Annotated in this window: 15 protein-coding genes and 1 pseudogene; 6 read left to right on the top strand and 10 right to left on the bottom strand. The window is 68.2% G+C overall.

Annotated features, from left to right (window positions below):
• Positions 1 to 145: 145 nt before the first annotated feature.
• From ACH4YP_RS43440 to ACH4YP_RS43430, 3 genes are all read right to left on the bottom strand, one after another.
• Positions 146 to 1,654, bottom strand: a complete 1,509-nt coding sequence (locus ACH4YP_RS43440; RefSeq protein WP_398496789.1) for a potassium/proton antiporter — start codon at positions 1,652 to 1,654, stop codon at positions 146 to 148.
• A gap of 42 nt (positions 1,655 to 1,696) precedes the next feature.
• Complete coding sequence (locus ACH4YP_RS43435; RefSeq protein ID WP_328687701.1) at positions 1,697 to 1,987, bottom strand: DUF3040 domain-containing protein; 291 nt, start codon at positions 1,985 to 1,987, stop codon at positions 1,697 to 1,699.
• A gap of 105 nt (positions 1,988 to 2,092) precedes the next feature.
• Positions 2,093 to 3,391, bottom strand: a complete 1,299-nt coding sequence (locus ACH4YP_RS43430) for an SLC13 family permease (RefSeq protein ID WP_398496787.1) — start codon at positions 3,389 to 3,391, stop codon at positions 2,093 to 2,095.
• A 379-nt stretch (positions 3,392 to 3,770) separates the two neighbouring features.
• Here ACH4YP_RS43430 and ACH4YP_RS43425 point away from each other — a divergent pair, with 379 nt between their 5' ends.
• Positions 3,771 to 4,724 (top strand): HAMP domain-containing sensor histidine kinase, encoded by a 954-nt coding sequence (locus ACH4YP_RS43425; RefSeq protein WP_398496785.1) that lies wholly within the window; start codon positions 3,771 to 3,773, stop codon positions 4,722 to 4,724.
• 2 nt (positions 4,725 to 4,726) lie between these two features.
• Positions 4,727 to 5,386, top strand: coding sequence for a response regulator (locus tag ACH4YP_RS43420; RefSeq protein WP_398496784.1), 660 nt, complete (start codon positions 4,727 to 4,729; stop codon positions 5,384 to 5,386).
• Between the two features lie 219 nt (positions 5,387 to 5,605).
• Here ACH4YP_RS43420 and ACH4YP_RS43415 read toward each other — a convergent pair.
• A pseudogene (locus ACH4YP_RS43415) lies at positions 5,606 to 5,701 on the bottom strand (peptidase M55); the annotation flags it as partial.
• Positions 5,702 to 5,772: 71 nt separating this feature from the next.
• Between ACH4YP_RS43415 and ACH4YP_RS43410 the strand changes: the two are divergent.
• Positions 5,773 to 5,904 carry a hypothetical protein gene (locus ACH4YP_RS43410; RefSeq protein ID WP_398496782.1) on the top strand — a complete coding sequence of 44 codons (132 nt, stop codon included), beginning with the start codon at positions 5,773 to 5,775 and terminating at the stop codon, positions 5,902 to 5,904.
• Between the two features lie 113 nt (positions 5,905 to 6,017).
• Here ACH4YP_RS43410 and ACH4YP_RS43405 read toward each other — a convergent pair whose 3' ends face one another.
• Together ACH4YP_RS43405 and ACH4YP_RS43400 are read right to left on the bottom strand one after the other, a co-directional pair.
• Entirely contained in the window at positions 6,018 to 7,055 is a 1,038-nt protein-coding gene (locus tag ACH4YP_RS43405) for an SPFH domain-containing protein (protein ID WP_398496781.1), read from the bottom strand.
• 4 nt (positions 7,056 to 7,059) lie between these two features.
• Positions 7,060 to 7,491, bottom strand: a complete 432-nt coding sequence (locus ACH4YP_RS43400) for an NfeD family protein (RefSeq protein WP_398496779.1) — start codon at positions 7,489 to 7,491, stop codon at positions 7,060 to 7,062.
• A 669-nt stretch (positions 7,492 to 8,160) separates the two neighbouring features.
• On the opposite strand from ACH4YP_RS43400, the gene ACH4YP_RS43395 reads away from it, so the two are divergent.
• Positions 8,161 to 9,093, top strand: coding sequence for a hypothetical protein (locus tag ACH4YP_RS43395; RefSeq protein WP_398496777.1), 933 nt, complete (start codon positions 8,161 to 8,163; stop codon positions 9,091 to 9,093).
• Positions 9,094 to 9,325: 232 nt separating this feature from the next.
• Here the strand turns inward: ACH4YP_RS43395 and ACH4YP_RS43390 are convergent, their stop codons facing one another.
• The 4 genes from ACH4YP_RS43390 to ACH4YP_RS43375 all read right to left on the bottom strand — a co-directional run bounded on the left by ACH4YP_RS43390 (position 9,326) and on the right by ACH4YP_RS43375 (position 12,542).
• Positions 9,326 to 10,786: a UvrD-helicase domain-containing protein gene (locus ACH4YP_RS43390; protein WP_398496899.1), complete on the bottom strand. Its 1,461-nt coding sequence runs from the start codon at positions 10,784 to 10,786 to the stop codon at positions 9,326 to 9,328.
• Complete coding sequence (locus ACH4YP_RS43385; protein WP_398496776.1) at positions 10,783 to 11,259, bottom strand: hypothetical protein; 477 nt, start codon at positions 11,257 to 11,259, stop codon at positions 10,783 to 10,785. Before ACH4YP_RS43385 ends, ACH4YP_RS43390 begins: the two co-directional genes overlap by 4 nt.
• 2 nt (positions 11,260 to 11,261) lie before the next feature.
• Positions 11,262 to 12,110, bottom strand: coding sequence for a DUF6083 domain-containing protein (locus ACH4YP_RS43380; protein WP_398496774.1), 849 nt, complete (start codon positions 12,108 to 12,110; stop codon positions 11,262 to 11,264).
• A 168-nt stretch (positions 12,111 to 12,278) separates the two neighbouring features.
• Positions 12,279 to 12,542, bottom strand: a complete 264-nt coding sequence (locus tag ACH4YP_RS43375; RefSeq protein ID WP_398496772.1) for a helix-turn-helix transcriptional regulator — start codon at positions 12,540 to 12,542, stop codon at positions 12,279 to 12,281.
• A 179-nt stretch (positions 12,543 to 12,721) separates the two neighbouring features.
• Between ACH4YP_RS43375 and ACH4YP_RS43370 the strand changes: the two genes are divergently transcribed.
• Together ACH4YP_RS43370 and ACH4YP_RS43365 are read left to right on the top strand one after the other, a co-directional pair.
• Entirely contained in the window at positions 12,722 to 13,750 is a 1,029-nt protein-coding gene (locus ACH4YP_RS43370; protein WP_398496771.1) for a hypothetical protein, read from the top strand.
• 249 nt (positions 13,751 to 13,999) lie between these two features.
• On the top strand, positions 14,000 to 14,617 hold the full coding sequence (locus ACH4YP_RS43365) for a hypothetical protein (RefSeq protein ID WP_398496769.1): 618 nt from the start codon (positions 14,000 to 14,002) through the stop codon (positions 14,615 to 14,617).
• The last annotated feature ends 285 nt before the right edge of the window (positions 14,618 to 14,902 follow it).

Below are 14,902 nucleotides of genomic sequence, written 5' to 3'. Positions count from 1 at the left end.
ATGCGGCCGAGTTCCCAGAACAGGTAAATGGTGCCTACTGTAATTCTTCGGAGAAATGCTGCACGCCGACGAGCCCGGCCCGTGCCCACTACCGCACCCGCCCGCCCTCTGTTCAGAGCAGCCTGCCTGTGTCAGGAGGTGCCGGTCAGGTCCGCGGGTCGATGTCTCCGTGTTCGCCGAGCCAGCGGGCGAGTTTGCCGCGTCTGCCGATCGCACGCAGTCGCCGTTCGGCGGCGTCCCGGGTGTCCGGTGTGGTGATCAGCAGGAGTTCGTCGCCCGAGCGGAGCACGCTGTCGTGATGGGGAACGATGCTGGTGCCGTCGCGGATGACCAGGGTGACCACGGCCGGTGGGGGCAACCGCAGTTCGAAGATGGCGACACCGTGCAGTTGAGAGCCGGGTGGTACGGCGACGGTGAGCAGGTCGGCGTTCAACGGGTCCAGGGGTGCGCTCTCCACCTGCACGTCGCGCAGTGCGCCGGGTCTGGTCAGGCCGAGCCATCGGGCGGCGGCGGGCAGGCTCGGGCCCTGGACGAGGGTGAAGATGACGACCAGGACGAACACGATGTTCAGCAGGTGCCGTGCGCCGTCCACGCCCGCGACGATGGGGAAGGTGGCGAGCACGATGGGCACGGCGCCACGCAGCCCGGCCCAGGAGATGAACACCTGTTCGCGCCAGGGAGTGCGGAACGGCAGCAGGCAGGCCAGGACGGATAGGGGGCGGGCGATCAGCAGGAGGACCAGGCCCACACCGATGGCCGGGAGGACAGCGGAGGGCAGGTCGCTGGGCGTAACCAGCAGGCCGAGCATGACGAACAGGCCGATCTGGGCGAGCCAGCCGGCGCCTTCGGCGAACGAGCGGGTGGCGGCGCGGTGCGGCAGTTTCGAGTTGCCCAGGACGAGTCCGGACAGATAGGCGGCGATGATGCCGCTGGCGTTCACGGCTCCGCCGGCGGCGAAGGCAATAATGCCGAAGCCCACAGTGGCCAGCGGATACAAGCCGGTGGCGGGCAGCGCGATGTGCCGCAGGGCGGCGACCCCGATACGCCCGATGAGCAGGCCGAGCGCGGCACCCACGATCAGCTGGTACAGGACGTTGCCGGCGATCGAGACCGGGCTGGGCAGGTCGGCGGCAGCCGTGGAGAAGACCAGGACCAGGATGATGGTGGGAGCGTCGTTGAATCCTGACTCGGCCTCCAGCAACCCGGTGACCTTCTGTGGCAGCGGCAAGGCTCGCAGGACGGCGAAGACGGCTGCGGCGTCGGTGGATGAGACGATCGCGCCCAGTAGCAGCGCCAGGTGCCAGTCCATGCCGAGCAGCAGATGCGCTCCGGCGGCGGTGACGGCGACCGAGACTGCCACGCCTGCAGTGGCCAGTACCCCGGCGGGAGCCAGGAGTCGCCGGACATCTGCCCATTGGGTGGTGAGTCCGCCCTCGACGAGGATGACGGCCAGGCCCGCGGTGCCCAGGGACTGGGCGAGTTGGGCGTTGTCGAATTCCAGGCCGAGGACGTCCTCACCGACTATCACTCCCACGGCGAGGAACAGCAGCAGGCTGGGCAGGCCGAGCCGGTTGGCGGTCCGGGCCGCGGCGATACTGGCGAGGAGTACCGTGCCGCCGATGAGCAGCGCCAGGTACAGCTGCTGCAAGGTCATCCGGATGTCTCCGTACCGGCTCTGAAGGTCCCATGGCCGGTGTCATCGCGTGGATGGAGGGCCGTGTCGTGGGGGCTTTGCGCGATTGGGGTCGAACATGTGACCGCCGATGCCTGCCAGGACCAGCCCTGTGGCGATGAGTAGGCCTTGGCCGATGGCGATGCCAATGCCCAGGCATGTGAGGGCGATGGCGAGGACCAGCCAGGCCCGTCCGTGCCGGTACTCGCGTGGACGGCACGGGCGGCCGGATCCCAGTGCCTTGGCGAATCGGGGGTCGTCGCGGCGCATCTGGGCTTCGATGTCACGCAGGTGTTCGTCGTCGAAGCGGGCCACGGCTCCTCCTTCCCGAGGCTGATGCCGGGGTGTGGCGGCGGCAGGCGGTCGTTGCGGCGGGTTGGGGGTGTCATGGCTGTCTCCCCTTCCGTTGAGGCATCGTGATCAGGCCAGGGCGAAGTAGCGCAGCCACACGTAGAGAGCCGCCACAGTGACAGTGACGGCGGTCACGATCAGGCCGTAGCGGCTGAACTGCCAGAACGAGATGTGGTGACCGCTGCGATCGGCGATGCCGACGACGACGACATTCGCCGAGGAGGCGATGATCGTGGCGTTACCGCCCAGGTCCGCGCCCAAAGCGAAGGACCACCACAGCATCCCTGCCTCTTCTGTCCCGCCGGCCGAGGCGATGATCTCGGAGACGATGGGGCTGACGGATGCCACGAACGGAATATTGTCGATGACGGCCGAGGGGACGACCGATCCGAAAATCAGGGCCATGGAGGTACCGAGCAGTTCGCCCTCGGTGGCCCGGGCGGCAGCCTCGCCGAGGTCCCCGATCACGCCGGTCTGCACCATCGCACCGACCATCACGAACAGCCCGGTGAAGAACGCCAGTGTCTCCCACTCCACGTCCTTGACGACGTCTGCGGCGCTCAGCCGGGAGGCAGCAAGAAGCACCAGTCCGCCGATGATGGCCACCACCGAGGGCTCCAGATGGAGCGTGGTATGCAGTACGAAGCCTGCCATCACGAGCACGACCACCACACCACTGACGACGAGTAGCCGGACATCCTTGATCGCGTCCCGCTCGCGCAGTTCCATCACCGCATCGACCCGCTCGGGGTCGTACCGGAACGCCTTGCGGAACATCACCCGGCTCATCAGGACGAAGACGACCATCAGCACGACGACGATGGGCGCCATGTGCATCAGAAAGTCGTTGAAGGAGAGGTCGGCGCGCGAGCCGATCATGATGTTGGGTGGGTCGCCGATCAGCGTGGCCGCACCTCCGATGTTGCAGGCCATGACCTCGGCGATGAGGTAAGGGACGACCGGCAGCCCGAGCCGTGTGCACACCAGGATCGTCACCGGCGCGATCAGCAGGACGGTGGTGACATTGTCGAGCCAGGCGGACAGGAACGCGGTCGCCACCGTCAGCAACACCATCAGCCGGTACGGCCTGCCCCGGGCCCGTTTCGCCGCCCAGATCGCGATGAACTCGAAGACCCCGGTCCGTTTGAGGACAGAGACGATCAGCATCATGCCGAGCAGCAGGAAGATGACGTTCCAGTCGATACCGGCCTCTTCGGAGAAGAACGCGTGCTCAGCGTCCGTCGCCCCGATGACCAGCATCACCACCGCGCCACCGAGCGCCGCCGCGACGCGGTGCACCCACTCCGTCGCGATCAGAACATAGACGACGGCGAACACCGCCACGGCCAGCCACGCAGTGATATCCACGGGCGCTTCCCCTCTGAGCGGCGCTCACGGCAACCGCCGGCCTCTTCCCGCGCCCCGCCATCCCTCCCCTCCTGCGGGCATCCGTGCGTCAACCGGCGCCGCAGACGCCAGGAGCAGGGCCTGGCTTCAACGGTCACCTGGTACGCCGGGTCGGCACCATCCGCACCGACACCCATTCCCGGGGGTGGCGAACGTGTACGTGACATCGCTGCACGGGGGTGAGAAATGGGTGCCGGCCCCGATGGACGGAGCCTCGGACGCTCCGCCAGGCTGGCTGTAAGGCACATCAGTGGCTGCCAGCGGACGGGGGCCGCATATCTGCAGCAACCGGGCCGGACGGGCCATAGTGAGGAATGCCTACCGAGGAGGCCATACAGCCGTGTCCCTGTTCTGGCGGATTTTCCTGCTCAACGCCGCCGTGCTGACCGCGGCTACGGCCCTTCTCCTGCTCGGCCCCGTCACCGTCTCCACTCCGGTCCTGCTCACCGAGGCCCTGATCCTCACCGCAGGGCTCGCCACACTGCTCGTCGCCAACGCGGCCCTGCTCCGGATCGGCCTTACGCCGCTGGCCAGGCTTGCCCGGGCCATGACCACCATCGACCTGCTGCGTCCAGGTCCTCGCCCCATGGTCGCCGGACATGGCGAGATCGCCGACCTGATCAAGACGTTCAACACCATGCTCGACCGCCTGGAAACAGAACGCGCCACCAGCAGCGCCCGCGCCCTGTCCGCGCAGGAAGCCGAACGCCGACGCATCTCCCAGGAACTCCACGACGAGATCGGACAGAGCCTCACCGCTGTGCTGCTCGAACTCAAACGAGTGGCGGACCAGGCACCCGCACCCCTACGAACCGAACTGCACCAGGTCCAGGAAGCCACCCGTGACAGCCTCGACGAAATCCGCCGCATCGCCCGCAGACTCCGCCCCGGCGTTCTGGAAGAACTCGGTCTGGCAAGCGCCCTCAAGGCACTGACCACCGAGATCCCTGCCCACTCCAGGATCATCGCCCGGCGGCAGCTGGACACCGATCTGCCGCCTCTGGGCGAGGAAGCCGAACTGGTGGTCTACCGCGTTGCCCAGGAAAGTCTCACCAACACCGTCCGCCACGCCCACGCCCAGCGTCTCGACCTCACACTCCGCCGCAGCCCCACCGGAGTCGAGCTGCGCATCCGTGACGACGGCCTCGGCCTCCAAGGAGCCCCCGAGGGCTCCGGCATCCGGGGCATGCGCGAACGCGCCCTGCTCATCGGAGCCGAACTCACCCTCTGCCCCAGCCCCGAAGGCGGAACCGAAGTGCGCCTCACCGTGCCCACGCGATCCGGGAGCAACTGACCATGTCCGAGCCGACGAAGACCCGCATCCTGCTCGCCGACGACCACGCCCTGGTCCGCCGCGGAGTCCGGCTCATCCTCGACAACGAACCGGACCTGACCGTCGTCGCTGAGGCAGGCGACGGAGCCGAAGCCATCGACAAGGCCCGCGCCGAACAGCCTGACCTGGCCATCCTCGACATCGCCATGCCCCGCCTGACCGGGCTGCAGGCAGCACGCGAACTCTCGCGCCTCCAGCCCGGACTGCGCATCCTGATCCTGACCATGTACGACAACGAGCAGTACTTCTTCGAAGCGCTCAAAGCCGGAGCCGCCGGCTACGTCCTCAAATCCGTCGCCGACCGCGACCTCGTCGAAGCCTGCCGCGCCGCCATGCGCGACGAACCCTTCCTCTACCCCGGAGCAATCAACGCCCTCATCCGCAACTACCTCGACCGCGCCAAAGACGGCGACACCCTCCCCACCAAAACCATCACCGACCGCGAAGAGGAAATCCTCAAACTCGTCGCCGAAGGCCACACTTCAAAGGAAATCGCCGACATCCTCGTCATCAGCACCAAGACCGTCGAACGTCACCGCGCCAACCTGCTACAGAAACTCGGCCTGAAGGACCGGCTTGAACTCACCCGCTACGCCATCCGCTCCGGACTGATCGAGCCATGACCCCAGGCCTGTACTCCATCCACCGCTGGTCCACGTCCAGGCACGATCCGGGCGTCTTTAGGGACTGCCCTTCGCACCGGCCGTGGCCGACGCGCTGACCACGGCGCCCGAGGCCCACCGCGCGCGACCACGGCCAGCCGCAGCCGGGCCGTCCTGTCCCTGCCCACGCGGCCACCGGACCCGACTTCAGCCCAGCCTCTCGCTTCGCGGCGGTCAGCACTACGAGGGCTGATTGGTCAGGGATGCCACTACCCGCATCCACACGCCGAAGAGCCGGTACAGACTGGGCAGCGTGCCCTGAGCCTGGCCGGTTCGGGTGCCTGCCGCAGTGAGCGGAGTAGGTACGGGCTGATGGCATCGGCGCCGATGCCATCACGGACCAGGCGGTGGACCGTCTACTGCGGGCCAAGGGCCGCGGCCGCGCCATGTCGCCGGTGCTGGTCTCCTCCCGGGGCGCCCTGCGCGACCTGGTCACCGGCTTCCCCAAGCACGACCGGACCCTGGCGGAGGCGGGCTGACCCTGGTCGCTGGCGCGCGACGAGCACGCCGCGGGTAGGCATCCTCGACCTTCTTGACGATCATGCCATCGACGTCGGCCGATGACGCTATGGACGTCCGGTAAGTGCCACCGTCAGCGAGGTGGGTGAGGCGGGAGTGCGTTGAGGGCGGTGCCGTCGGCCTTGGCTGCGTCGGCAAGGGCCTCGGCAGCGGCTTCTGCAGCTTGAGCGGTGTCGTTGGCGGCCTGGGCAGCCATGTCGTCCGAGGGCTTCTCGCGGGTGGCTGGCGACTTGGGCAGTACCTCGGTGAAGGCGCGGGACACGTCCTGGAGTGCGGAGGTGATCTCGCTGGGGATCACCCAGAAGTTGTTGCCCGGGCCTTGCGCGAGTTGGGGCAGCGTCTGGAGGTACTGGTAGGCGAGCAGCTTGGGGTCGGGGTCGTTGCGATGCACGGCCTGGAACACCTCGTCGATGGCCCGGGACTGGCCCTCGGCCTGGAGGATCGCAGCGGTACGGTTACCCTCCGCGCGCAGGACGGCAGCCTGCTTGTCGCCTTCGGCGGTGAGGATCTGCGACTGGCGTTGTCCCTCGGCCCCGAGAATCGCGGCCCGCTTGTCCCGCTCGGCCCGCATCTGCTTCTGCATCGCGTCCTTGATGGACTGCGGAGGGTCGATGGCCTTGATCTCCACCCGGTTGACCCTCAGCCCCCACTTGCCGGTGGCCTCGTCCAGCACGCCACGCAGCTGGCTGTTGATGGTGTCCCGTGAGGTGAGGGTCACTTCCAGGTCCATGGATCCCACGACGTTGCGCAGGGTGGTGACGGTGAGCTGCTCGACCGCCTGAAGGAAATTCTCGATCTCGTAGAAGGCCGCTCGCGGGTCAGTGACTTGGAAGTACAGGACGGTGTCGATCTCGACGACCAGATTGTCCTCGGTGATGACCGGCTGCGGTTTGAAGGAAACGACCTGTTCCCGCAGGTCGATCACCGGATGAACGCGGTCAACGTAAGGAATGACGAGGCTGAGGCCGGGATTCAACGTCCGATGATATCGGCCAAGCCGCTCGACATTACGAGCGCGTGCTTGCGGCACGATACGGACCGCCCGCACCACGGTGAAGACCGCGATAAGCGCGACGATCAAGCCGGCAATCAAGAACGCCGAGGTTTCCATGGTTTCAGTCCCGGGGATAGACGATCGCGGTGGCGCCACTGATCTCCATGACGTCGACAGTCGTTCCAGCAGGAATCACCAGCGTCTCGTCATAGGCGCGGGCCGTCCATTCCTCGCCGCCGATACGGACCCTGCCGTCCCGGCCCGTCACCTCCGACACGACGTAGGCAGCCTTGCCAACCAGTGCGTCTATACCGAACCGCTCCACTTGAGGCCCGAGTACATGGCGCAGCGCAACGGGGCGCACGAACACCACGGTGACTGTGGCGACGACGGTGAACACCAAGAACTGGAAGGGCAGCGGCAGCCCGACCGCAGCGGACCCCGCCGTGACCAAGGCGGCCGCACTCAGCATTCCGAGCGCAGCAGTAAGGGTGACGATCTCCGCCACAGCCAGCACAGCTGCGATGATCAACCAGATCAGCCATAGATCCATTGTGTGCCTCTTCTGACCGGCGCGGGCGCGAAGGGCTTGACTCTCCCCATTGGACCCCGATACGGGACAGCCGCGATACCCCTGAGAAAGGGAAACCTTGCCGAGCGAGCAGGGGCGTTCTGGTGCCGCGTACCCCAGGCAACCACTTACGCATTTACATCAATTTTACCCGTAGGGAGAAGATCACTCTTTCCGCACAGAGGAGTCGTTCTGGCCTAGATCTTCCATGACGGGGCCGCCGGTCCGGCCGGTCCTGCTCTTTTCGAGCCCGCAGTGCCCCAGCACTTGGGGCCGACCTCTTCTGCTGGCGAATGCTCACAGGTCAGCACCCCTTCACGGGGCGTTCTGCGACCGAGCTCGTCACCAAAAGCCAGCCGCGCTTCGGACCGAGATCCCACACGTCACGCTCCGCGTAGAAGCTCATGTGACTTGCTCTAACGCGTTAGTTGGTGACACAAAGCACAGCGGACCCGGCAACGGTAGATGTCGTGGGTGTAGTCGCGGTCGGCGAAGAGTAGGGCGGCGCAGGGTGATGGGGATCTCTGAATTCGGCCAAGACTGCTCTTCACTTCACTCGGTGCGCCGTTCAACGGAGTGAGGAGTTTTAGCGAGCACCGCGTGTTTTCCGGCCGGGGTCATGTGCTCGAGGTAGCCGTCTACGCTCTCGGCATGCAGCACAGTGATGTCACGCGGGACGACGGCAGGTGGATAGGACTGTCCCTGGATGTACCGGACCGTAAAGAGCCGGGGCTGTGCGTGTTCAGCGCCGGGCCGCAACTGCTGGTCTCCCAGCTGTCGCGACCTGTGCTGCTCGCTGTCGTCGACGAGCATCTCCAGGGCGTGGACTTCTGGCGCACCAACGAGTACCGCTCGTTCGTCCCGCCGTTGCGCGCCGATGTGGGGCGCGCCCTGGCGGGAAGCCCGGAACGGTGGGCTCACCGTTTCGCGCAGTACCTCATCGACTCGCCGGACAGCCCGTTGCACGAGGGCCGGTGGCTGCTCTCGTGTGAGAGTCCGCTCCGGCGCTGGCGCCACCCCAGCACTTCGCATGCCGAGTACTGGAGCTCGATGCTCGTCGACGGTCATCCGGACGGATACATCGACTGGTTCGTCCATTCTGGGGCGTGGGAGGTCCTTCCGCTGCGGCCGATGCCCGATGCCGACGACAGCCGGGTCAAGGCGTACCGCAAACAGGCACGTGAAGGAACGCTCCCACCCGTCCTGTTGTGGTGGGTCAGCGGCCTGGACTGCCATCTGATCCTGGACGGTCACGCGCGGCTCGCTGCGGCGATCGCCGAGTCCGTCGAGCCTGCGCTGCTGCAGTTGCACCGCACGGTGCCGCGCGACGACCTGGCCGCACGCGTCGATGAAGCCGTGGGCTTCTACGAGGACGAACTGGCACGCTTCACCGAACTCCGCGCCGTCCACGGCCCCACCGTCCCGGACGGCGCCGCCACCGCCGGCCCACAGCTCGTCCGCCTCCTGCACGACCTGAACACCGCGGAACAGCCGACCTGGGCCTGGCCCCTGCCCGGCGGGGAGGACCAGTGGCGTCGCATCGCACGCGAGGTGACCACCGGCCAGGACTGGCCCCGCATCTGAACTTTGCCGAACCCCTCCCGTTGGCGGTCACGTCCAGTACCGCCAGTTGAGGACCCCGCCGGGGCAGGTGTGGTGTGGGGTGGGGAGATCCACTGAGCAGGTCTGGGGTCGCTGCTAAGCAGGAGATGGCCAATTTCAAAGAGCGCCATCAAGCGTGCATCGAGTGCCGCACAGTCGACGCGGCCTGGGCCCAATGTGCGTGACCCGCTGCGCCCCGGCCAACGCATCCTCCTCATGGCGCCCCCTGCGGATGACTGTGGATCCAGGACAGGCCGCCCAGGTCGAGCCGTTGACGGGTGCGGGTGACCGCCACGTAGGCGAGGCGTGCCTCGCTGTCGTCGATCGGTGCGGGCACCGCGCGGCCGGTGTCGTCATGTTGGCCACTGTCCCTGGGCGGGCTGAAGTCGTCGGCGATTTTCACGTGGGCCCATTCGCGGCCCTTGGCTTTATGGGCGGTGGAGACGGTCACCGTGGCCTGTTGTTCGGGAGCGAGTTGGGCGACGGCGGACAGAATGGCATCGGTGCCGTGGGTGTCGACGAGGTCGACCAGCGGCTGCAGATCCCGGCCGGCCGGGTCGTGGGTGGCGTAGTCCTGCAGCTCGCCCCAGGAGGGGAACAGGACCAGTTCGGGGTGGGTGGTGCGGCGGCCTTCTTTGAGGTCACGGGCAGCCAGGGCCAGGGCGCGCAGGCTGTCTCCTCCCCCGACCAGTCCCACCCGGTGTCCGGCGGTCAGCAGATCCATGACCTGGGCCATGGCGCCGACGTTGGTGCGGCACAATACCGCGTCGGGCCGGATGACAGGGCCGAGTTCGGTGGGTACGGAGGTGGTGCCGGTGAGGCGGATCGGGGCGTCGGCCAGGCGCAGCCAGCGGTTGGCCTCGTGGGCGAGGTGAGGGCCGAAGCGGAAGGACTGGGACAGGGTGAGGTGGGTGCCGTCGAAGCCGGTCATGACGTCTTTGGCGCCGCGCCAGTGGTAGATGGCCTGGGCGGAGTCGCCGACCATGACCAGCTGGGCGTGGCTGCGCTGGGTGAGGAAGATCTGCTCGACGACGGGGTTGGTGTCCTGGGCCTCGTCCAGCAGCAGGAAGTCGGCGTCGATTTTCGGGTTCGTGAGGGCCCAGATTTTCAGGTAGTGATCGTGGTCGAAGCGGACCGCGCCGTCGTCGGGGTGTTGCAGATCGGCCCAGGCCTTGCGGGCGAACGGCACAATGTGGTCGGCGAGTTGAGTATGCAGGGCACAGTCGTCCAGGCCGCGCAGGTGGGGGACGTGGTGCCGGGTGATCGCCTCATCGGCGGTGTGGCAGAAGCGGGCCACGGTGCGCAGGGTGGCGTTGGAGAGGGTTCTTTGGGACAGGCTGCGTTCGCCGATGCGGATGGCTTTGGTGATGCCGAGGGCCTGGCCGGTCTGCCAGGCCGGGCGGCGGGGGGCGTTCAGGCGGCGGGTATAGCGGTGGCCGACGGCCGCATAGGCCAGGGCATGAGCAGTCTTGCAGATCACGGTGGAGGGGAAACGGGAGCGCGCGTCTTGGGCGATGGTCCGGTTGTAGGCGAAGTAGCGGCCGCGGCGCTGTGTGGTGCGGGCGAGCATGTCCAGCGTGGTGGTCTTGCCGGCGCCTGCACCCGCCTGCAGTACCAGGTGGTCTCCGGCACGGAATGCCTCGGCCGCCGCTTTCTGCTCATCGGTCATGTTCAGCACTGCGACGCTCCGGGCGTTCTGGACAGGGCGCGCCCGAGGGCCGCCATGAGTTGGGGGGCGGTCGTGCACTCCAGCAGGCGCTGCACCGCTTGGTCGAGGCGGTCGGCCTCGTCGCGAGCGTGCTGGACCAGGGCCCGGTGGATAGCCAGTTGGAGGAACACGCGGGGTGTTTGTCCTGCGCCGTCGGCGGCGGCGCGGAGCGCACTGTGCGCAGCGGGTGGCAGGGAGACGTTGAGCAGGACCTGGCCGTCCGCGTCAGGGTAGTGCGTGGTGATGGCGTCGAGGGGCAGCCGTCCGTCTACCTGGTGGCGGAGTCGGCTAAGGGCCTTGCCCGGCGTCTTGGCGCGTACGACGGTCATCACGCGGGTGGCGTCGTGGTTGGCTGCAAGCGGCATCGTGCGGGCGGTCTGTTGGAGTTCGGCCGTGGTGAGGGAACGAGTCAGGGTGAGTTCCAGGGCGTGGTATGGCATCGTCACGCCCCTCTCTGGTGGCCGGTCTCGGGCCGCGGGAGGCGCGCGTGGAGGTGCTCCGCATGGAGGAGGGGGTCAAAGACCTCCCAGCCGGCCAGGGCGAGGTCGGCGACGCCGGGGGCGGCGGCATGGGTCGGGCAGCGCTGGGTGCGCCAGCGCAACTGTTCGCCGTAGGGCAGGCGGGTGAGGTCGTAGACGGCCATCGACCCGTCGGGCGGGGCGAGCTGGCCGTGATGCGGGTCGGTAGGCAGCAGCGTCCAGATCCCTTGGGGGGTGTGGGGGGCGAGGACGGGATGCGGACAGCGGTGACGGTGGCGGGTCTGGGCCACGCACCGGATGTCCTGCACCGGCCGGTCAGCGAGGTAGCGGCCCAGCAGCAGCTGCACAACGGGGCGGTCAGGACGGCCACCGCCGAAAGGGGGCTCATCGGCCGGGGTGAAGGCACCGGTGTCGATCAGGCGGCGAGCCCGGACGGCGAGTTGGCGACGCAGCGCCGCAATGTGCGGACCTAGCTGTCCGGCGAGGGCGTGGTGGGGGCAGAGCATGGTGTGCGGGATGCGGCACCAGGCGCTGCCGTCGCCGTGCGGGTGGGCGATGCCGCTGCTCAGGTGCCATCGGCAGGCAGCGGGCACCTGGGCGGCGGTCAGTTCCACCGGATGCAGGGCAATGAGCCGCTGGTCGGCGCGCGGGTAGAAGGCGATGCGGTTGCCGCACTGGCGGCAGCGGCCGCTCTGACCGGCGCGCAGCAGACGGCTGGGGCTGGGGACGGCCACTCGCAGCGGACGACGCCGGCACACGGTGCGGGGGCTGCCGTCCCGGTGACGGCCGGCGGAGGCGGGGTTGGGGCACATGACGGGGACCGTGCCAGGCGGCGCACCGCGGCGGCGAGGACAACGGCGGGTATGTCCCACGAGTAGCCCAGCCGCACCGAACGTGCGCACGAGTGGCCGTTTGTACGTTCGGGGCCTGCTCGCCGGTTCGGGTGATTCGCGTGCGACGCGCTGGCGGGCGCGAAGAGGTCAGGAGCTCGTCGGGCCGGGCGATGTGTGGTCGTCGCAGAGAGTACCCAGCAGGTGCTCGATGGGGACGTCGAAGGTGTGGGCGAGGGCGTGCCAGGTGGTGATGCTGCCGGTGGTGCGGCCGTGTTCGAGGTCGATGAGGGTGCGCCGGGCCAGGCCGCTGCGGTCGGCGAGTTCGTCGAAGGTCCAGCCGTGTTCGCCCCGCAGGCGCGCCAGCGTCACGCGCAGCGCGGTGAGGTCGGGGTCGGGCGGCAAGATCGTCACCCCACCATCCGACGGTGCAGGACCCTGCCCCGTCAGTGCAGACCTCTGCACTATTTGCTAGGGAAGGGGTGACATTCGACGGTGCAGGATCAGCACCGCAGCGTGCCTGGCTCCCGTTTCCAGACGTCTGGGACACGGAAGTTCAGCGGCACGGACCAGATCGGAGGACGACGAGCCGGATGAGGCTCTCCACGCATGACACGGTGCAGCGCATCTGGACCGTACGGCTGCACCCGCAGCCGGGAGGACCGCTGTTGAGCTGCCCTCACTGCGCACTTCACGGCTACCGGCTGCCGGCCTCCTCCGCCCGGTCGGCCGCGCTGACCCATCTGGCCCGCCATGCCCAACACGACGCGCTGCCGGGGCATTTGCGGACCTGCCAGTGCCGGGCGCGCGGCTGCTCATGGCACCCGCGCCGCCGCGGCTGCGCCGGCCCGGTGCTACTGACCCTGACCTGCGACCGCAGCGGTCGCATGTGGCGCCTTGCGGATGCCTGTGCCGCCTGCGCGGCCGCCACCAGTTACACCGCCGTCGTGCCCGACACACTGACCGGCCCGTCGCCCACGAAGTCGACGCGTCGGACAGTCCGGCGCAGCAATCCCCTTCACGGGCCGGGCGAGCGGCTGTGCGTGAGGGAAATGCTCACCTACCTTGCGGTGGCCCTGCCCCGTTTCTCCTCCCCCGCTGCCCGCCTGCTGGCCCTGCAGTGCGCGCTGCGCGCCGACCGTCAGGGGCGTGTCCGGCTCCCCAACGGCTTCCTGCGCGGCATGCGGCTGCGGGGCCGTACCGAGCTGTGGAGTGAACTCGAGCACGCCGGATGGCTGGCCCGCTCTGCTCCGCGGCACTCCCCCATGGAAGCGCGCCTGCTCGATGCCGCCATGCAGAGCCAAGCCTCCGGCCGCAGCACCCGTGCTCGCGCGGCCCACTGGGCATTGTGCCCCACTCCCCTGGCCGCGCCTCGTGAGATGGCTCCCTCGGTGCAGCTCACCGCGCTGACTCTCGCCGCCCACACCTGCGACAGCACCGGGAGCACGGAACTCGACCTCCTCACCCGCCTGTGCGGCCAGTCCCCGCAGCAGTTGGAGGACCTACTCGACCAACTCGTCCGCTCCCGCCTCCTGGACGGCTGGCGGCACATCGGCGACGAGGAGATCTCCTGGCGCTTGCCTCCCCAGATCGGGGTGGGCCGAGCGGCGGTTCAACGGTGACGACACAGCTGCCAGTTACTGGATGGCACCCGTATCTGCCGACTGTCCCGCCTTCACGGGAGAGTGACACATCACTCAGCAGGAACATCGGGTTCCGCTCATGCGTACTATCTCCAGACTCCTGCAGGTTGCCGCAATGGTGACCTGCAGGACATCCGGTCACCGCAGACGCAATGTCTCCCCCATCCACTGGCGCATACGGTTCCTGCTTTCACCACCGTGCTCGCGCACTGCAGAAAGGCCCATGTCATGTCTGAAATCCAGGCCAGCGGTACAGAACTGACGTCGCAGTACATCGCCCAGATCACAGGTGATCTGGAGCGAAATACCAAGGACCAGGAGCGCATCGGGGCGGAAGTCGAGGCCCTGCAGGAGCAGCTGCGCACTCTGCAGCATGACCACACCGTGTTGGTGAACATGCAGCAGGCGCTCGGCGGCGCGGGCCCCGCCGCCGAGGCGGACACCAAGGCCGCTGTGTCCGTGCCCCGCCAAGCTGCCGCCGAGCCCAAGCGCAGCAGGCCGAAGAAGACGGCCGCCGCGGGTGCGGGCAAGGCGGCGCCCAAGAAGCCCGCCGCCGAGGCCCCGTCCGCCAAGGCGTCCAAGGCAGCCGGCAAGCCGTCCCTGGTCGATCTGATCCGCAACCACCTCAAGCAGCAGAACGAGCCGCGGTCGGCCGCCGAGATCTCCTCCGCCCTCACCCAGGCCCACCCCGACCGCACCATCAAGACCACCGTGGTGCGCACCACGGTCGAAGGGCTGGTCGCCAGGAGCCACGCCCACCGCACCAAGCAGGGCTCATCCGTCTTCTACACCGCCACCACCGCCCCGCAATCCGCGGAGCCCGAGCCGGAGGCAGCAGCCAGCTGAGCAGCCGCGAGAGCACCCACGGCTCAACCAGCAGGCCCGGTTCCGATGTGGCCGGGCCGGAGTCAGCGTGACGGGGCCAGGCGGCGGTCCGGGACTGCACGGGTGCCGAGCACACCAGGTAGCGGATTTTGCGCGGGTCCTGTCCCATGACCTCGGCGGCAGCGGAGCTGCTGTAGTCGAGCAGGCAGTGCAGCACCAGGGCGTCGTACTGCACAGGGCCGATCGGCCCGCCTCGCCGCAGGACGACGCTGCGGGCCGAATTGCTGCCCAAGCAGAACGAGGTGG

This window comes from Streptomyces sp. NPDC020747, from assembly GCF_044334695.1.
GTDB lineage: Bacteria > Actinomycetota > Actinomycetes > Streptomycetales > Streptomycetaceae > Streptomyces.
This window is presented reverse-complemented; position numbering and strand designations above follow the sequence as displayed.